A 17,374-nucleotide genomic window follows, 5' to 3' on the forward strand; every position below is an offset into this window, starting at 1 on the left:
GATTTGTGCATGAGCCAGCCGCACCTGATGAACTTTGACCTGTACCTGCAGCAACTCGGTTACCTGCGCGCCCCGGCGCCGACCCTGGAAAGCCTGCGGGAGCTGCAATGGCGTCATGTCTGTCGTTTTGCCTTCGAAAGCCTTTCGACCCTGTTGCGGGTGCCGGTGCCCATCGATCTGGCATCCGTGGAGCGCAAGATTCTCCACGAGGGCCGCGGCGGCTACTGCTACGAACTCAACCAGAGCTTCCTGGCATTGCTGCAACACCTGGGCTACGAGGCCCGGGGCATCACCGGGCGGGTGGTGATGGGAGGGCCGGAGGATGCGCTCACCGCTCGCAGCCATCGGCTGACCCTGTTGCATCTGGACGGGCAACGCTACATCGCCGACGTCGGCTTTGGCGGCATGGTACCCACCACGCCTTTGCTGCTGGACACCGAGGCAGAGCAGGTCACGCCCCATGAGCCCTATTGCATCACCCGGCGTGAGGGCAGTTACACCCTGCGCGCCAAGGTCGCGGAGCAATGGCGGGCTCTCTATGTCTTCGATCTGCAGGTGCAGGGCGACGTGGATTACGAGATGGGCAACTGGTATGTCTCCACCCACCCGGATTCACCCTTCCTTGGCCAATTGAAGGTGGCGCTGATAGGGCCGGGAGTGCGCCGCACGCTGAACAACGGCAGCTACGCCCTGCATCGCATGGGACAGTCCAGCGAGCGACGGGAGATCACCGAGGCCGGGGAACTGATGAGCCTGCTGCAGGACGAGTTCGCCTTGCGCCTGCCCAACCATCCCGAGTTGCCGCGGGTGATCGGGCAATTGCTCGAGTCCTGATTTTCCCGGCTTTACGGTGCCCGCCAGGGCCGCTGCGGAATCGATTCCCGGTTAAATATGCAGGGTCCTGCTCCTTAGACTTCACCGGCAAGCCGGTCATTTCTCAAGGAGAGAATCATGCACAAAACACCCCGTTCAAGCCTGTTCGACAGCACTGGTGCCGCGCTGAGGCGATTCCAGGCAGGGCTGCTCGCAGCCCTGCTGGTCGTGCTCGGCCTGTGTTCCAGCGCCAGCTACGCCGCACCCAATCCCGACGGCAACTACAACCTGAGCATGGACGCCCGTGCCGGCTCACCCTATCCACCGTCGAACAACTACAACGCCGATCTCACGGCTTCCGGTGTTGGCGCGGCGTATACCGTCCCGGTCAGTCGCCATCACATCATTGCCTACAACCAACTGCGGGATTTCTACATGTCCGTGGTGCAGCGCGGGCACCTCAAGGAGCTGAAAGGGTTCTGGGACGGTTTTGGCGGGCGCTTGCCCAGCTATGGACGGGACAACCAGGTCAATGTCACCCCGGCGGTACAGGCCGACTACGACCAGGCCAAGACCCTGCTTGAAGAGATCGGCCGGGGCGTGGTACGGGCCAACGCCGGCGTGCCGCCACGGCCCCTGGGTTGGGACACCTTCCACGGTTTCTACACCTGGATGCCGTGGAACCTGTTCCTCGGGCCAAACGGCCGCAATGATGACCCGGGCGAGGCGTTTGAACGCAACGCCCAGTACATCATCAACAACACGGACACCTGGAACACCATCGTCAATCTGCGGGACAACATGCTGAGCTATACGCGTGATGGCAACGTCAAGACCCTGGCCACCATCAACTCGCAATTGCTGCGCCTGTCGGCGCGGACCAAGGTCTATCCACTGGTCAGTGATCAGTGGGTTCGTGTCGCACCCAATGTGTACAAGATCCGGGTTCCGGCCCAGTAATTGTTCCTCGGGTGCGAGGCCCGAGCCGATCCGGCCAGCGGATCGGCTTTTTTCATGCTGTTTTTCAATCCCTGGAACGGCGTGAAAAAAACCTGCGAGCGGGTGCCGCTCCTGGCCGGCGCTGAGTTGAGCGACGGCTCTGGGGCGGCTTTTCAGGCGGGTGGAGGGGCGACGGTCGAGGGCTTTGCGCGGGTTGCCCGTTGACGGGGGCGGCGGAAATCCTGAAGGGCAAACTGTATACAATCCTATGGACAGTTGTCTTGGATGTTGCATACAGTGTGCGCATAACAAAAACAGGGAACCCCACACCATGAATACGCCCCAGGTTTCACAGCAACGGCCCGAAGATGAAAATTTGGGTATTGGCGCGAATATGGCTTATGGCCTGCAACACGTGCTGACCATGTACGGCGGTATCGTTGCAGTGCCCTTGATCATCGGTCAGGCGGCCGGTCTGTCGCCGGCGGAGATCGGCCTGCTGATTGCGGCCTCGTTGTTCGCGGGGGGGCTGGCGACCTTGCTGCAAACCCTCGGCGTGCCGTTTTTCGGTTGCAAGTTGCCGCTGGTGCAAGGGGTGTCCTTTGCGGGTGTTTCAACCATGGTGGCGATTGTCACCAGTACCGGGGAAGGCGGCTTCCAGTCGGTGCTCGGGGCCGTGATCGCCGCCTCGCTCATCGGTCTGCTGATCACCCCGGTGTTCTCCCGGATCACCAAGTTCTTTCCTCCCCTGGTGACCGGCATTGTCATCACCACCATCGGCCTGACGCTGATGCCGGTCGCGGCGCGCTGGGCCATGGGCGGCAACAGTCGCGCGGCGGACTTTGGCAGCATGTCGAACATCGGCCTGGCGGCCCTGACGCTGGCCCTGGTGCTGCTGCTGAGCAAGATCGGCAGTGCGGCGATTTCCCGGCTGTCGATTCTCCTGGCCATGATCATCGGCACCGTGGTCGCGGTGTTCCTGGGCATGGCGGACTTTTCCGGCGTCACCCAGGGGCCGATGTTCGGGCTGCCCACGCCTTTCCATTTCGGCATGCCGACCTTCCATGTCGCGGCGATCCTGTCGATGTGCATCGTGGTCATGGTGACGCTGGTGGAAACCTCGGCGGACATCCTTGCGGTGGGTGAAATCATCCACACCAAAGTCGACTCCAAGCGTTTGGGCGACGGCCTGCGTGCCGACATGCTGTCGAGCATGATCGCGCCGATCTTCGGCTCCTTCACTCAGAGCGCCTTTGCCCAGAACGTCGGGCTGGTGGCGGTCACCGGGATCAAGAGCCGGTTCGTGGTCGCCACTGGCGGGCTGTTCCTGGTGGTTCTCGGTCTGCTGCCGTTCATGGGGCGGGTGATTGCCGCGGTGCCGACCTCGGTGCTGGGCGGGGCCGGTATCGTCCTGTTCGGCACTGTGGCTGCCAGTGGCATCCGCACCTTGTCCAAGGTCGACTACCGCAACAACATGAACCTGATCATCGTTGCCACCTCGATCGGCTTCGGCATGATCCCGATTGCCGCACCAAGCTTCTACGACCATTTCCCCAGCTGGTTCGCGACGATCTTCCATTCGGGCATCAGCTCCTCGGCGATCATGGCGATCGTGCTCAACCTGGCGTTCAACCACTTCACTGCAGGCAACTCCGACCAGCAGTCGGTGTTCGTTGCCGGCACCGAGCGCAGCCTGCGCTTCCAGGACATTGCTGCGTTGCGTGAAGGGGACTATTTCAGCGGCGGCAAGCTGCACGATGCCGAAGGCAATGAGGTTCCGCTGGTGGCTGAGGTTGCCGGCCAGTCATCGCCGCAGCCCGGAGACGGTTCTGCGCCAAGCCATGCCCGCGGCAGTGCCGAGGTCACGCATTGAGTGCCAGTGTCGCGACATGAAGAAACGGCGCCCTGAAGGCGCCGTTTTTTATCGAGGCGTGGTTATTCGAGGTTTTCCAGGGGCTCCAGGGCTTGCAGGACCTCCGGGTTGTCCTGGTACTGGCTGCGCAGGGCGGCGAGTTGGCGATCGTGGCCGACGCAGACTTCATTGACGGCCTTCTCCAGTTCGGCCCGGCGCTCTTCGTCGTAGGCCTCCTCGCCGGCAAAGTGCAGGCAATCCTCGTGGCGCTGGATAAAGGTCGTGACCTCGCCGGGAAGTTGTGGGCCGCCGTAATGACTGCCCAGTTGCAGGCGCTTTTCCTCGACCCAGCCGCTGTAGTCCTCGCCGTCCTTGGCGATGTACATGATTTGAGCCCAGCCACTGTCGCTGGAGGCGTACACCGTCAGGCCGTCGCCAGGGATCACATAGAGTTTCTTGTTGATGCAGGCGGCGTCTGGTCCGCTGTGCAAGTGCAGCCGTCCTTCACCGATGACCTTGGCCTCCAGGGGTGGGCGGTATTGGCCGGCCTCCAGGGAGGCGTTGTCACTCAGGGCGGCGCAATCCACCGGCGGGCTGGCCATGGCCGGCAGCGGCAGAAGTGACAGCAGTCCACACAGAGGCAGGAGGCGCAGGGCTCGGTCCATTGCAGGGTTATCCGTTGGGGGGATTCGAAGGGCGCGATGGTAATGACAAAAACGCGGCCTGGGAATGACCAGGGCCGCGTCGGCAGAGGACCGTCCTGCTATTGCGCAACGTTATCGAGTTGTTCCTGGCGCACCAGGGATACGGCAAACCCCACGACCACCGCAGCGGCCACCGACAGGGTCAGGGGCAGGCCATAGCTGCCACCGCTCATGGCCGCGCCACTGAGTAGAGGGCCCAGCAGGCTGCCGATGCCCCAGAGCAGGCCGGCACTGGCATTGGCGGTGACCAGGTCCGCGCCGCTGAAGGATTGACCGATCAGCACGATGGCCAGGGTGTAGATACCGCCTGCCGCCGCTCCCAGGATGACCAGGCTCGGCCAGAGCAGGCCGGGGGCGCTCATCAGCAGTGGTAGGCATAGGCCGATCAGCAGGGCGATGCAGCCGCAACCCAGGTAGATGCCGGGGCGTCCCAGCTTGTCCGAGAGCCAGCCCAGGGGAAACTGGAACGCCGTATCCCCCAGGAGAATGATGGTCACCATCAGCGCCGCCAGCTTGATGCTGTAGCCGTGGCCGGCTGCGTACACCGGAAACAGCGACAGCACCACGCTGTCGAAAAAGGCGAAGAACAGGATGCCCACGCACAAGGCCGGGGCGATGCGGATAAAGCCCAGAACCGAGAAGCTCCGGCTTTGCTCATGGACGTCCGAGGCGTCTGTCTGGGGCAGGGTCAGCCAGACCACGGCAATCGCGATGGCGTAGCCGACGCTGACGATCGCCAGTACCGCCGGCCCCTCGGTGCCGAGCAAAGACACCAGCCCTGGGCCCAGCAGTTGGAAGAAAGTGAAGCAAGTGGTGTAGACCGCCACCAGTCGTCCGCGACTGGTGTCCTCGGCCATTTCATTGACCCAGGTTTCCCCGAGAATGATGATCAGCCCGGCACCCAGTCCCATGGCGACCCGGGCCAGGCCCAGGCTGTAGAGACTGGCGTCGGGCAGTTCCAGGGCGGCCACGCTCAGCGCGCAGAGGCTGAAGCACAGCAGATAGATCTGGCGTCGGGTCAGGCGCTGGCCCAGGGCATTGACCAGAAAGGCCGAGAGCATCATGCCCGCCGCGGGCAGTGCCGACATGATGCCGATCTGGTTGTTCGAAGCGCCGGCCTGATACAGGCGCAGGGCAAGGATCGGCACCGTGGAACCTATGCTCAGGCCGACAATGGAAATGCCCAGGATCAGGGCGGCTAACAAGGCTTTGTTCATGTTCAAGACCTGCGCCGGCAACTTCAGGCGCTGAAAAAATACAGGTGTTGCGGATGCCGCGTGACAGCATCCGCCGAGATATGGGCGATAGCCGGGCCTGGGCCCTTGGCGTCGGGGCCGGCTGCAGGCGAAGCGCTCAATGAAGTGGGGGCACTTCGAGACGTCTTTGCTGGTCAGCCAGATTCGGCCGGCGGCACCGGGCTCAATCGCGGTTAGCGACGTCCCAGGTGCGGGGAGAAGGTGAAGGCGAACAGGACGCTGCGGCGTCGACGGTTGATCGCGCAATCATGCTGGGCAACGGCCAGGGTTGCCGAAGGGCTCATCGAAGGGGAGAGGCACGGGGACTGTGCTGGCAGGAACATCGTGGTCTGACTGGCCGGAAAAGTAGGCGCACAGCCTACGTCAGGCCATTGCGCCAAGGCAACCAGACCTTGGCATGACACATTCGGTCCGGCAACGCACTTTTCCCGCATGCCGGACTGACATGCGGGTCGGGAAACTAACAGGGGGTATGCGCTTGGTCTGATTTGCCGCAAGAGCAGGGCGCTCTTGTTGGGTGTGAGGCAAATCAGTGCAGGAAGATGGCTCCACGACCTGGACTCGAACCAGGGACCCAGTGATTAACAGTCACTTGCTCTACCAACTGAGCTATCGCGGAATGCGCCGTATCTTACTGATTCAAAAAGGGAAGTCAACAAGCTTGGGAGATTTTTTTAAGCACGGCGCGAATCTGAATCAACTGCCGGCATGACTTCGAGGGTTTTATCGGCTGGCGGACCGATACGTGAGCCGATAGGGGCTACCATGGCTGCCCGGAAGTGGTTTCACGCGCTACCGGCCTCCAGTCGCACAGGTAAGCCTTTATGATCCGCTTCGATTTATCCCAGGTTCCTTCCCGGTTGTTCCCGCCTTGCTGCGGGGTACTGTCATGAGCATCGAGCAGATCAGCCTGCCCAAAGGGGTAGGGCCTCAGGCCAGCAAGCTGTTGGACGCCATCACCCAGGCCGGGTCGGCGCCCGATCTGCAGCGTGCCGGCGGCAAGGCCGAAGGTTTTGTCCTCGGGCTGGAAAGCGCCAAGGCCATCAAGAGCCAGGTGGCCGAGGCGTTGTACGTGGCGTTTGATGATGCCGCCAGTCAACGCTTGGCTGAACTGACGGGCTGAGGCAGCTCAACCGCCGAAGGTCAGGCTGCCGAGCATCAGTTTGGCCATCAGCGACGTGGCCGCCAGTTGCACCAGCCACAGGGCCAGCCCGCCGAGAAACACGCCGAGGGCAATTTGCAGTACCAGGCTCTTCTCGCGTTTCTGCGAGCGGGGCAGATAGTGCTCAAGTTCGTCGCGGTCGGCCCGCAGGTCATCGTTTTTCATCGGTTTCTCGATCAGCAGGGGAAACAAGGTCACAGTCTAGAGGGTGCAGGGCCGGGCAATAGCTGAGCGCCCACAAAAAAGGGAAGCCGGCTGGCTTCCCTTTTTTTACTACGGGTGCGGATCAGATCACCTGGAGGATGGCCTTGGTCACTGCCTCGATGTTGCTCTGGTTCAGCGCGGCAACGCAGATGCGGCCGGTGTCCAGGGCGTAGATGCCGAACTCGTTGCGCAGGCGGGTCACTTGCTCGACGGTCAGGCCGGAGTAGGAGAACATGCCGCGCTGGCGACCGACAAAGCTGAAGTCGTGCTCAGGGGCGCCTTTGGCCAGCAAGTCGACCATCTGGGTGCGCATGCCGCGAATCCGCAGGCGCATTTCCGCCAGTTCCTGCTCCCACTGGGCGCGCAGTTCCGGGTTGTTCAGCACCGCGGCGACGATGGTTGCACCGTGAGTCGGCGGGTTGGAGTAGTTGGTGCGGATCACGCGCTTGACCTGGGACAGCACGCGAGCGCTTTCCTCCTTGGAGCTGCTGACGATGGACAGGGCGCCAACGCGCTCGCCGTACAGCGAGAACGACTTGGAGAACGAGCTGGAAACGAAGAAGGTCAGGCCCGACTCGGCGAACAAGCGCACGGCCGCGGCGTCTTCATCGATGCCGTCGCCGAAGCCCTGGTAGGCCATGTCGAGGAATGGCACGAGGTTTTTCGCCTTGACCACTTCCAGGACGTTTTTCCAGTCCTGCGGGCTCAGGTCGACACCGGTCGGGTTGTGGCAGCAGGCGTGCAGCACCACGATCGACTGGGCCGGCAGGGCGTTGAGGTCTTCCAGCAGGCCGGCACGGTTCACGTCGTGGGTGGCGGCGTCGTAGTAGCGGTAGTTCCGCACTGGGAAACCGGCTGTTTCAAATAGTGCGCGGTGGTTTTCCCAGCTCGGATCGCTGATGGCGACCACGGCGTTGGGCAGCAGTTGTTTGAGGAAGTCGGCACCGATTTTCAGGGCGCCAGTACCGCCAACGGCCTGGGTGGTGACCACGCGGCCAGCGGCCAGCAGTGGCGAGTCGTTGCCGAACAGCAGCTTTTGTACAGCCTGATCGTAGGCGGCAATGCCGTCGATCGGCAGGTAGCCACGGGAAGCGTGTTGAGCGGCGCGAATTGTCTCGGCTTCGACAACGGCGCGCAGGAGTGGAATGCGTCCCTCCTCGTTGCAGTACACGCCCACTCCAAGGTTGACCTTGTTGGTACGGGTGTCGGCGTTGAATGCTTCGTTGAGGCCCAGGATTGGATCGCGTGGTGCCATTTCGACAGCGGAGAACAGGCTCATTTTTACGGCGGCTCTGAATGGAGTGTGGAGGGACGTGTCGCGCTCCAGCCGAATGCACTAGAGCGGTGCACAAACGGGGAGCTAGTATAGAGGCCATCATCGCGGGGGGCGACAGCCGATTCACCTTTTGCGACAAGTTTTTCGCTTTATTTTTCGACCGTTAGTCTTATTGCAACCTTCCGGGTGTTAACGGGTGTAAGACCTTTACCTTGAAAGCCGTGGTATCTGCCTCCACATCCAGCTCATTCCGGTTTTTTTCCTCGGCGACATGGGTCGTACGCGGTGTTTCTCGTTCCTGTACGGTATGGCCGCGCATGAATGATCCCAGAGGTAGATATGTCCGAATTCCAGCTAGTCACTCGCTTCCAGCCCGCCGGCGACCAGCCGGAAGCCATCCGCCTGCTGGTCGAAGGCATCGAGGCCGGACTGGCCCACCAGACCCTGCTCGGCGTGACCGGCTCGGGCAAGACCTTCAGCATCGCCAACGTCATCGCCCAGGTGCAGCGCCCGACCCTGGTACTGGCGCCGAACAAGACCCTGGCAGCCCAGTTGTACGGCGAGTTCAAGGCGTTCTTCCCGAACAATGCGGTGGAGTACTTCGTTTCCTACTACGACTACTACCAGCCCGAAGCCTATGTGCCCTCCTCGGATACCTTTATCGAGAAGGATGCCTCGATCAACGACCACATCGAGCAGATGCGCCTGTCGGCGACCAAGGCGCTGCTGGAGCGCAAGGACGCGATCATCGTCACTACGGTGTCCTGCATCTATGGCCTGGGCAGCCCGGAAACCTACCTGAAAATGGTTCTGCACGTGGACCGCGGCGACAAGCTCGACCAGCGTGCCTTGCTGCGCCGCCTGGCGGACCTGCAATACACCCGCAACGACATGGACTTTGCCCGTGCCACCTTCCGCGTGCGGGGAGACGTGATCGATATCTATCCGGCGGAATCCGACCTTGAGGCGATCCGCATCGAGCTGTTCGACGACGAGGTGGAAAGCATCAGCGCCTTCGACCCGCTGACCGGCGAAGTGATCCGCAAGCTGCCGCGTTTCACCTTCTATCCCAAGAGCCACTATGTGACGCCGCGGGAAACCCTGCTGGATGCGATCGAGGGCATCAAGGTGGAGCTGCAGGAGCGCCTGGAATACCTGCGCTCCAACAACAAGCTGGTAGAAGCCCAGCGCTTGGAGCAGCGCACCCGTTTTGACCTGGAGATGATCCTCGAGCTGGGCTACTGCAACGGTATCGAAAACTACTCGCGCTATCTCTCGGGCCGTCCCGCCGGGGCCGCGCCGCCTACCTTGTACGACTACCTGCCGGCGGACGCGCTGTTGGTGATCGACGAATCCCACGTCAGCGTGCCCCAGGTCGGCGCCATGTATAAGGGCGACCGTTCGCGCAAGGAAACCCTGGTGGAGTACGGCTTCCGTCTGCCGTCGGCGCTGGATAACCGGCCGATGCGCTTCGACGAGTGGGAAGGGGTCAGCCCGCAGACCATCTTTGTCTCCGCCACTCCGGGCAACTACGAGGCGGAACACGCCGGGCGCGTGGTGGAGCAGGTGGTGCGCCCCACCGGCCTGGTGGACCCGCAAGTGGAAGTGCGCCCGGCCCTGACCCAGGTGGACGACCTGCTGTCGGAAATTACCAAGCGCGTGGCGCTGGAGGAGCGGGTGCTGGTCACTACCCTGACCAAGCGCATGGCCGAGGACCTGACCGATTACCTGGCCGACCACGGCGTGCGCGTGCGCTACCTGCACTCGGACATCGACACCGTGGAACGGGTGGAAATCATCCGCGACCTGCGCCTGGGCACTTTCGACGTGCTGGTGGGGATCAACCTGTTGCGTGAAGGCCTGGACATGCCGGAAGTGTCCCTGGTGGCGATTCTCGACGCCGACAAGGAAGGCTTCCTGCGCTCCGAGCGCTCATTGATCCAGACCATCGGTCGGGCTGCGCGCAACCTCAATGGCCGGGCGATTCTCTATGCCGACCGCATCACCGGCTCCATGGAGCGGGCGATTGGCGAAACCGAGCGTCGGCGCGACAAGCAGATCGCCTTCAACTTGGCCAATGGCATCACCCCCAAAGGGGTGTTCAAGGACGTTGCCGACATCATGGAAGGCGCCACCGTGCCGGGCTCGCGCAGCAAGAAGCGCAAGGGCATGGCCAAGGCGGCCGAGGAAAGTGCCCGCTACGAAAACGAACTGCGTTCGCCGAGCGAAATCAGCAAGCGCATCCGTCAGCTCGAAGAGAAGATGTACCAGTTGGCCCGCGATCTGGAGTTCGAGGCCGCGGCGCAGATGCGCGACGAAATCGCCAAGCTGCGCGAGCGCCTGCTGACCGTCTAACGACGCTCGATCCCTCGTAGGAGCCGGCTTGCCGGCGAAGAGGCCCTCAAATCCTGTGCAAGGGCTGGGAGCCTATTCGCTGGCAAGCCAGCTCCTACAGGCAATTCGTGGGTCAGTGGGCTTCTCCTGCCTTCAAGCCCTTGGGCAGGGCCTTGGTCAAAAGTACCGCCAGCATGCTAATGCCCAGGGCGATGCCGACAAAATGGAAGGCGTCGTTGTAGGCCATGATCTGCGCCTGCTGGTGGGTGATCTCGCTGAGCTTGCCAAGGGCCGCGGACTCGCTGCCGAACTTGTCGGTGAGGGTCGCCAGGCGTTCCGCCACCTGCGGGTTGCTGGGCACCAGCGCTTCACGCAGGTAGTCGAAATAGGTCTTGGTGCGGGCATCCAGCAGGGTCGCCAGCAAGGCGATGCCGATGGCGCCTCCCAGGTTGCGCAGGATGTTGAACAGGCTCGACGCCGAGCCCGCGTCCTGGGGCTGTATGTAAGCCGTGGCGATCAGCGAGATGGTGACCATGATCAGCGGCTGGCCCAGGGCGCGGATGATCTGGATCTGGTTGAACTGCGGTCCGGCGAAGTCCGGATTGAGCACGCCTGACGAGAAACTCGCCAGCCCGAACAGGCCGAACCCCAGGGCGCATAGCCATTTGGGCGAGATGAACTGCATCAGCTTGGGCACCAGCGGAATCAGGAACAGCTGCGGTATCCCCATCCACATGATCACTTCGCCGATCTGCAGGGCGTTGTAGTTCTGGATCTGCGCCAGGTACAGCGGCAGCAGGTAGATCGAGCCATACAGGCCAACCCCCATGCCCAGGCTGGAAATGCTCGACAGGCCGAAGTTGCGATTGCGCAGGATGCCCAGGTTGATCAGTGGATTGGGCTTGGAGACCTGGACGATGACGAAGGTGATCAGGCTGACCAGGGCGATGCTGCCCAGGGTCACGATCAGGTTCGACTCCAGCCAGTCCTTGCGGTGGCCCTCTTCAAGAAACACCTGCAGGCAGCCCAGGCCCAGGCCGAGGGTCAGGATGCCGGTGTAGTCGGTGCTTTTGAGCAGTTCCCAGTGGGCTTCCTTCTTTTCCAGGCCGTACAGCAGGCCGGCGATCATCAGCAGGCCCGGCGGCACGTTGATATAGAAGATGTATTCCCAGCCCCAGTTTTCCGTCAGCCAGCCACCCAGGGTTGGGCCGATGGAAGGGGCGAAGGTGGCGGTCATGGCGAACATGGCCATGCCCTTGGCCCGGTGGTGCTCGGGGAGCTTGATCAGGGTCAGGGTGAATGCCAGGGGAATCAGCGCGCCGCCGGTAAAGCCCTGCAGGGCGCGGAACACGATCATGCTTTCCAGGCTCCAGGCCATGGAGCAGAGCAGGGAGGCGATCAGGAAACCCACCGAAACCCAGGTCGCCAGCCGCCGGGCCGAGAGCAGCTGCACCAGCCAGGCGGTGAGGGGGATCATGATGATCTCCGCCACCAGGTAGGAGGTGGAGATCCACGAGCCTTCCTCAAGGGTGGCGGAGAGGGCGCCCTGGATGTCCTTCAGCGAGGAGTTGGTGATCTGGATGTCGAGCACCGCCATGAAGGCGCCGAGCATGGCGCTCATGACCGCTATCCAGTCGCGCCGGCTGGGCTCCGCCAGCGGGCGCAGCAGTTGATCACCGGCCATCGACAGGGTCTTTGACGTTCACTTTGACCGTGACCGACATGCCCGGACGGATCTTGCCCTGTAGGGGATTGTCGGGGGCGAAGGTCAGCTTTACCGGAATGCGTTGTACCACCTTGGTGAAGTTGCCAGTGGCGTTGTCCGGTGGCAGCAGGCTGAACTGTGCGCCGGACGCGGCGAATAGGCTGTCGACCCGGGCCTGGATCGGGGTGTCGCCGTAGGCGTCGAAGGTCAGCTCGGCCTGTTGTCCGGGTTGCATGTGACCGATCTGAGTCTCCTTGAAGTTGGCCTGAACCCAGATGTCCTGGTCCGGAACGATCGACAGCAGGTAGGCGCCGGACTGTACCACCTGGCCGTTGCGCGCTGCACGCTGGCCGATGATGCCGCTGATGGGGGCGTGGATTTCGCTGCGGCTCAGGTTCAATTGCGCCTGGGCCAGGTCGGCCCGGGCATTGGCAATCTGTGCGTCGAGGCGCTTGATCTCGGCGTTCAGGGCGTTGACCTGTTGGCGCTGGCCTTGCAGGTCGGCTTCAGCCTTGGCTACTTGGGAGCGAGCGATGTGGTTGTCGGCGGAAAGGGTGGTGACCCGTTCTTCGGAGACATAACCGGGCTTGCGCAGGGTCTGGGCCCGGGACAGGTCGATCTGCGAGCGACCGAGGCTGGCCTGGCTCGATGCCACCTGGGCCTGGCTGGCGGCGATCAGGCTGGCTTGTTGGGTCAGTTTGCTCTGGGCCTGCAGGCGTTCGGCCTCGCGGGTGGCGAGGGCGGCCTGGGCGCGGTCCACCGCCAGCTGGAAGTCCTGACCTTCCAGGCGTATCAGCAATTGGCCTTGCTCTACGTGCTGGTTGTCCTGCACGCGCACTTCTTCAATCCGTGCGCTGAGTTGGCTGGAAACCCGGGTGATTTCGCCCTGGACGTAGGCGTTGTCGGTGGTTTCATAAAAACGGCCGTGGAACCACCAATGGGCGAGCAGTCCCAGGGCGATCAGCAGGACCAGAGACAGAAAAACAAACAGGCGACGCTTGAGTTGGGCAGGCATGGGCAGACTGTAGTCGAGAAAAGTGTAAGGAAATCTATCAGCCGGCGAATCTGGCATATAGCCACTGGGTGGTAAATGCCGCTTGTTGATTATTGGCCATTCAGCGGGCTGGCAGCGGCCTGTAGTCGCAACCTTGGCTTAAATGCCCTCCTCACTGGAGCGGTGCTGGTGTCGCCTGTTACCATTCGCCCCCTGTTTTATTCCTCGTTTTTCTATCTGTTCGAGACCAGCCATGACCACCGTTCGCACGCGCATCGCGCCATCGCCTACCGGGGACCCCCACGTAGGTACCGCTTACATCGCTTTGTTCAACTACTGCTTTGCCAAGCAGCATGGCGGTGAGTTCATTCTGCGTATCGAAGACACCGATCAGTTGCGCTCGACTCGCGAGTCCGAGCAGCAGATCTTCGACGCCTTGCGCTGGTTGGGCATCAATTGGAGTGAAGGCCCGGATGTCGGCGGCCCTCACGGCCCGTATCGCCAGAGCGAGCGCGGTGACATCTACCAGAAGTACGCCCAGCAACTGGTGGACCTGGGCCACGCCTTCCCGTGCTTCTGCACCGCCGAAGAGCTGGACCAGATGCGTGCCGAGCAGATGGCTCGTGGCGAAACCCCGCGTTATGACGGCCGTGCGCTGCTGTTGTCCAAGGAAGAAGTGGCCCGGCGCCTGGCGGCCGGTGAGCCCCACGTGATCCGCATGAAGGTGCCGACCGAAGGCGTCTGCGTGGTGCCGGACATGTTGCGTGGCGACGTCGAGATCCCGTGGGATCGCATGGACATGCAAGTGCTGATGAAGACCGACGGCCTGCCGACCTACTTCCTGGCCAACGTGGTCGATGACCACCTGATGGGCATCACCCACGTGCTGCGTGGTGAGGAATGGCTGCCTTCGGCGCCGAAACTGATCCTGCTGTACGAGTACTTCGGTTGGGAGCAGCCGCAGCTGTGCTACATGCCGCTGCTGCGCAACCCGGACAAGAGCAAGCTGTCCAAGCGCAAGAACCCGACCTCGGTGACCTTCTACGAGCGCATGGGCTTCATGCCCGAGGCCATGCTCAACTACCTGGGGCGCATGGGCTGGTCGATGCCGGACGAGCGCGAGAAGTTCTCGTTGCAGGAAATGGTCGATAACTTCGACCTGTCGCGGGTATCCCTGGGTGGGCCGATCTTCGATATCGAGAAGCTGTCCTGGCTCAATGGCCAGTGGCTGCGGGATCTGCCGGTGGAAGAGTTCGCCAGCCGGGTCCAGACCTGGGCGCTGAACCCCGAGTACCTGATGAAGATCGCGCCCCATGTGCAGGGCCGGGTCGAGACCTTCAGCCAGATCGCACCGTTGGCCGGCTTCTTCTTCGCGGGTGGCGTGACCCCGGATGCCAAGTTGTTCGAATCCAAGAAACTTTCGGGTGATCAGGTGCGGCAGCTGATGCAGTTGATCCTGTGGAAGCTCGAAAGCCTGCGTCAGTGGGAGAAAGACAGCATCACCGCGACCATTCAGGCAGTGGTTGAATCCCTGGAACTGAAGCTGCGCGACGCCATGCCACTGATGTTCGCGGCCATCACTGGCCAGGCCAGTTCGGTATCGGTACTCGATGCCATGGAGATTCTGGGGCCGGACCTGACGCGTTTCCGTCTGCGTCAGGCCATCGATCTGCTCGGTGGTGTGTCGAAGAAAGAGAACAAGGAATGGGAAAAACTGCTGGGCGCCATCGGCTAAGACGCCTTTGCGGGACGGTTGCGCCAAGGGCGGCGATCTTTTCGGCTACGCTTGAAATCCAGGCGCAGACGGTTTGATCGTCGCCCTTGGCGTTTTCTGTCGGCCTGTAACGAACCTTTTGCGGGGGTTGATGCGGGTCGACAAGGCCGCAAAAGCCAGGGTTTTCGGGGCGGGGCGGTAAGTGGTTGTTATCCCGGCAAATTTTTTTTCAAAAAGCGGAAAAAAAATTGACAGCCTTCAGATCCCCCCTTAAGATTCGCCCCGTCCTCACCGACGAGGGGCTATAGCTCAGCTGGGAGAGCGCTTGCATGGCATGCAAGAGGTCGACGGTTCGATCCCGTCTAGCTCCACCAATTTACAGTTCAAGGCCTGGCCACACCGGCCTTGAATCGATCAGTACTCAGCGCTGGTCAGTTGTATAGAAGGGTTTGCGTCCCCTTCGTCTAGTGGCCTAGGACACCGCCCTTTCACGGCGGTAACAGGGGTTCGAGTCCCCTAGGGGACGCCAGTTTCACACAAGCGATGTTGCAAGATGTCGCTGCGCCGCGAGGCGAAAATCCGGGGCTATAGCTCAGCTGGGAGAGCGCTTGCATGGCATGCAAGAGGTCGACGGTTCGATCCCGTCTAGCTCCACCAATTTTACAGTTCAAGGTCTGGCCACACCGGCCTTGAATCGACCAGTACTCAGCGCTGGTCTTCTGTCAGAAGGTTTGTGTCCCCTTCGTCTAGTGGCCTAGGACACCGCCCTTTCACGGCGGTAACAGGGGTTCGAGTCCCCTAGGGGACGCCACGATTACCCGCTCTGCGGGATTTTTAAGGGTCATTCAATTATTGAATGGCCCTTTTGTTTTTCTGGCGCCCAGCCAGCTCCCGCTTTCTTCCTGAACCTGTACTTCTGACCGATGGTCACACTGGCGACTTGCGGAAAATTATTATGAGTATAATATTTTTTCCGTAATATTCGGAGGCAACGATGAACGACAAAAAAGCTCAAACCCGCGAACGCATTCTCCAGGCCGCCAGTTCCGCGCTGATTCAGCGGGGCCCGGCAGAGCCCAGTGTGGGGGAAGTCATGGGCGCGGCCGGGCTGACCGTGGGCGGCTTCTATGCGCACTTTGAGAGCAAGGATGCGTTGATGCTCGAAGCCTTCACCCAATTGCTCTCCCATCGTCGCGGCTTGCTCGACGAGATGGACTCAAGCCTCAGTGGCGAGGAGCGCAGGGCGCTGACGGCGGCTTTCTACCTGTCGCGCAAGCATCGCGACTCCACGGAGCAGGCCTGCCCGATTCCGGCATCCGTGGGCGAATTTGGGCGCTTGCCCGAGAGTTTCCGCAAGGCCTTGACTGAACACATGGAGTTGATGGTGGCGCAGTTGGCCACTTGCCCGGAGGACACGGACAAGGCTCTGGCGGACATGGCGTTGATGGTGGGAGGGCTATCCCTGGCGCGGGCCCTGGGCCCGGGGGAGTTGTCCGATCGTTTGTTGCGTGCCGCCAAGTCGGCAATTCAATGACCTGAAGTTCGGTTGCGAGGTAGCGAGAGATGAACGGATTGAGCTGGATTCGTGGCGTCAACGGCACCCTTGGCTGGGTGGCGCCTCAATGGGCGGCGAATCGGATGCGCCAGCTGTTCATGACGCCTCGCGAGCTGCCGCCGCGGGAATGGGAGCTGCCGCTGCTGGAGCGCGCCGAGCGACTGACCCTGCGCTTTGGGCTTTCTGCCTTGCGTTGGGGGCAGGGGCCAACGGTCATGCTGATGCATGGCTGGGAAGGGCGACCCACCCAGTTCGCCAGCCTGATCGAGGCGCTGGTGGCGGCCGGTTATACCGCGGTGGCGCTGGAGGGGCCGGCCCATGGTCGCTCTCCGGGGGATGAGGCCAATGTGGTGCTGTTCGCCCGAGCGATGTTGGAGGCCGCCGCAGAGTTGCCGCCGTTGCGTGCAGTGATCGGCCATTCCATGGGGGGGGCCAGCGCCATGCTCGCGGTGCAATTGGGGCTGCGTAGCGAAACCCTGGTCAGCATTGCCGCGCCCGCCCGCATCCTCGGCGTATTGCGAGGTTTCGCCCGATTCATGGGCTTGCCGCCCAGGGCGCGTTCGGCCTTTATTCGTCAGGTGGAGAAAGAGGTCGGCATGCGCGCGGCAAGCCTGGATGTGGCCCAGTATCAACTGGACATGCCTGGCCTGATCGTTCACGCGGAGGATGATCGCTTCGTGCCGGTCAAGGAGTCGGAGCTGATCCATCAAGCCTGGTTCGACAGTCGCCTGTTGCGCTTGAGCGAGGGCGGTCATCAGCGGGTGCTGGCCGATCCGCGGGTGGTCGAAGCGGTGATTGCCCTGGTCGCGGGGCGTCATCTGCAAGCGCGCCAATCCGCCTGAGCATCCGTTACACTGCCCCGGTCA

Annotated in this window: 15 protein-coding genes and 5 tRNA genes; 13 read left to right on the plus strand and 7 right to left on the minus strand. The window is 62.1% G+C overall.

The genetic code is table 11. The features are described 5' to 3' along the window. Positions 1-9 precede the first annotated feature (9 nt). The 4 genes from PST29_RS10335 to PST29_RS10350 all read left to right on the plus strand — a co-directional run bounded on the left by PST29_RS10335 (position 10) and on the right by PST29_RS10350 (position 3,625). Positions 10-834: an arylamine N-acetyltransferase family protein gene (locus PST29_RS10335; protein WP_060842989.1), complete on the plus strand. Its 825-nt coding sequence runs from the start codon at positions 10-12 to the stop codon at positions 832-834. Positions 835-951: 117 nt separating this feature from the next. Then, entirely contained in the window at positions 952-1,773 is an 822-nt protein-coding gene (locus PST29_RS10340) for a hypothetical protein (RefSeq protein ID WP_060842990.1), read from the plus strand. Positions 1,774-1,827: 54 nt separating this feature from the next. Beyond that, positions 1,828-1,977, plus strand: coding sequence for a hypothetical protein (locus PST29_RS32120; protein WP_159426276.1), 150 nt, complete (start codon positions 1,828-1,830; stop codon positions 1,975-1,977). A 106-nt stretch (positions 1,978-2,083) separates the two neighbouring features. Continuing rightward, a complete protein-coding gene (locus PST29_RS10350; protein ID WP_060838387.1) occupies positions 2,084-3,625 on the plus strand; it encodes a nucleobase:cation symporter-2 family protein in 1,542 nt (513 codons plus the stop codon). Between the two features lie 62 nt (positions 3,626-3,687). On the opposite strand, the gene PST29_RS10355 is transcribed toward PST29_RS10350, so the two are convergent. The 3 genes from PST29_RS10355 to PST29_RS10365 all read right to left on the minus strand — a co-directional run bounded on the left by PST29_RS10355 (position 3,688) and on the right by PST29_RS10365 (position 6,183). Continuing rightward, positions 3,688-4,269, minus strand: a complete 582-nt coding sequence (locus PST29_RS10355; protein ID WP_060838388.1) for an SH3 domain-containing protein — start codon at positions 4,267-4,269, stop codon at positions 3,688-3,690. A gap of 98 nt (positions 4,270-4,367) precedes the next feature. Further along, on the minus strand, positions 4,368-5,525 hold the full coding sequence (locus PST29_RS10360; protein WP_060842992.1) for an MFS transporter: 1,158 nt from the start codon (positions 5,523-5,525) through the stop codon (positions 4,368-4,370). Between the two features lie 582 nt (positions 5,526-6,107). Further along, positions 6,108-6,183: transfer RNA gene (locus PST29_RS10365), tRNA-Asn, on the minus strand. Between the two features lie 270 nt (positions 6,184-6,453). On the opposite strand from PST29_RS10365, the gene PST29_RS10370 reads away from it, so the two are divergent. Continuing rightward, positions 6,454-6,687, plus strand: a complete 234-nt coding sequence (locus PST29_RS10370) for a hypothetical protein (RefSeq protein ID WP_060838390.1) — start codon at positions 6,454-6,456, stop codon at positions 6,685-6,687. Positions 6,688-6,693: 6 nt separating this feature from the next. On the opposite strand, the gene PST29_RS10375 is transcribed toward PST29_RS10370, so the two are convergent. Beyond that, entirely contained in the window at positions 6,694-6,891 is a 198-nt protein-coding gene (locus PST29_RS10375; protein ID WP_060841907.1) for a hypothetical protein, read from the minus strand. Positions 6,892-7,012: 121 nt separating this feature from the next. Beyond that, positions 7,013-8,209, minus strand: a complete 1,197-nt coding sequence (locus tag PST29_RS10380) for an amino acid aminotransferase (RefSeq protein WP_060842993.1) — start codon at positions 8,207-8,209, stop codon at positions 7,013-7,015. A gap of 336 nt (positions 8,210-8,545) precedes the next feature. Between PST29_RS10380 and uvrB the strand changes: the two genes are divergently transcribed. Next, positions 8,546-10,561 (plus strand): excinuclease ABC subunit UvrB, encoded by a 2,016-nt coding sequence (gene uvrB / locus PST29_RS10385; protein WP_060842994.1) that lies wholly within the window; start codon positions 8,546-8,548, stop codon positions 10,559-10,561. A 112-nt stretch (positions 10,562-10,673) separates the two neighbouring features. Here uvrB and PST29_RS10390 read toward each other — a convergent pair whose 3' ends face one another. After that, positions 10,674-12,224 carry an MDR family MFS transporter gene (locus tag PST29_RS10390; protein WP_060842995.1) on the minus strand — a complete coding sequence of 517 codons (1,551 nt, stop codon included), beginning with the start codon at positions 12,222-12,224 and terminating at the stop codon, positions 10,674-10,676. Continuing rightward, entirely contained in the window at positions 12,214-13,260 is a 1,047-nt protein-coding gene (locus PST29_RS10395) for an HlyD family secretion protein (protein ID WP_060842996.1), read from the minus strand. The genes PST29_RS10390 and PST29_RS10395 overlap by 11 nt, the downstream gene beginning before the upstream one ends. 232 nt (positions 13,261-13,492) lie before the next feature. Between PST29_RS10395 and gltX the strand changes: the two genes are divergently transcribed. From gltX to PST29_RS10430, 7 genes are all read left to right on the plus strand, one after another. Next, a complete protein-coding gene (gene gltX, locus PST29_RS10400; RefSeq protein WP_016965547.1) occupies positions 13,493-14,974 on the plus strand; it encodes a glutamate--tRNA ligase in 1,482 nt (493 codons plus the stop codon). A 277-nt stretch (positions 14,975-15,251) separates the two neighbouring features. Beyond that, positions 15,252-15,327: transfer RNA gene (locus PST29_RS10405), tRNA-Ala, on the plus strand. Between the two features lie 79 nt (positions 15,328-15,406). After that, positions 15,407-15,482 (plus strand) — tRNA-Glu (locus PST29_RS10410). Positions 15,483-15,534: 52 nt separating this feature from the next. Then, positions 15,535-15,610 (plus strand) — tRNA-Ala (locus tag PST29_RS10415). Positions 15,611-15,688: 78 nt separating this feature from the next. Next, positions 15,689-15,764, plus strand: a tRNA-Glu gene (locus tag PST29_RS10420). Between the two features lie 183 nt (positions 15,765-15,947). After that, positions 15,948-16,487, plus strand: a complete 540-nt coding sequence (locus tag PST29_RS10425) for a TetR/AcrR family transcriptional regulator (RefSeq protein WP_060838395.1) — start codon at positions 15,948-15,950, stop codon at positions 16,485-16,487. A gap of 29 nt (positions 16,488-16,516) precedes the next feature. Next, positions 16,517-17,350: an alpha/beta fold hydrolase gene (locus PST29_RS10430; RefSeq protein ID WP_060842997.1), complete on the plus strand. Its 834-nt coding sequence runs from the start codon at positions 16,517-16,519 to the stop codon at positions 17,348-17,350. The last annotated feature ends 24 nt before the right edge of the window (positions 17,351-17,374 follow it).

Origin of the sequence: Pseudomonas sp. St29, from assembly GCF_001547915.1 — a bacterium.
Lineage (GTDB): Bacteria > Pseudomonadota > Gammaproteobacteria > Pseudomonadales > Pseudomonadaceae > Aquipseudomonas.

Coding starts and splice junctions, on each gene's coding strand:
- PST29_RS10375 (WP_060841907.1), bottom strand. CDS start 6,891: ATGAAAAACGATGACCTGCGGGCCGACCGCGACGAACTTGAGCACTAT.
- PST29_RS32120 (WP_159426276.1), top strand. CDS start 1,828: ATGCTGTTTTTCAATCCCTGGAACGGCGTGAAAAAAACCTGCGAGCGG.
- PST29_RS10425 (WP_060838395.1), top strand. CDS start 15,948: ATGAACGACAAAAAAGCTCAAACCCGCGAACGCATTCTCCAGGCCGCC.
- PST29_RS10390 (WP_060842995.1), bottom strand. CDS start 12,224: ATGGCCGGTGATCAACTGCTGCGCCCGCTGGCGGAGCCCAGCCGGCGC.
- PST29_RS10430 (WP_060842997.1), top strand. CDS start 16,517: ATGAACGGATTGAGCTGGATTCGTGGCGTCAACGGCACCCTTGGCTGG.
- PST29_RS10350 (WP_060838387.1), top strand. CDS start 2,084: ATGAATACGCCCCAGGTTTCACAGCAACGGCCCGAAGATGAAAATTTG.
- PST29_RS10355 (WP_060838388.1), bottom strand. CDS start 4,269: ATGGACCGAGCCCTGCGCCTCCTGCCTCTGTGTGGACTGCTGTCACTT.
- PST29_RS10395 (WP_060842996.1), bottom strand. CDS start 13,260: ATGCCTGCCCAACTCAAGCGTCGCCTGTTTGTTTTTCTGTCTCTGGTC.
- uvrB (WP_060842994.1), top strand. CDS start 8,546: ATGTCCGAATTCCAGCTAGTCACTCGCTTCCAGCCCGCCGGCGACCAG.
- PST29_RS10360 (WP_060842992.1), bottom strand. CDS start 5,525: ATGAACAAAGCCTTGTTAGCCGCCCTGATCCTGGGCATTTCCATTGTC.
- PST29_RS10335 (WP_060842989.1), top strand. CDS start 10: ATGAGCCAGCCGCACCTGATGAACTTTGACCTGTACCTGCAGCAACTC.
- gltX (WP_016965547.1), top strand. CDS start 13,493: ATGACCACCGTTCGCACGCGCATCGCGCCATCGCCTACCGGGGACCCC.
- PST29_RS10370 (WP_060838390.1), top strand. CDS start 6,454: ATGAGCATCGAGCAGATCAGCCTGCCCAAAGGGGTAGGGCCTCAGGCC.
- PST29_RS10380 (WP_060842993.1), bottom strand. CDS start 8,209: ATGAGCCTGTTCTCCGCTGTCGAAATGGCACCACGCGATCCAATCCTG.
- PST29_RS10340 (WP_060842990.1), top strand. CDS start 952: ATGCACAAAACACCCCGTTCAAGCCTGTTCGACAGCACTGGTGCCGCG.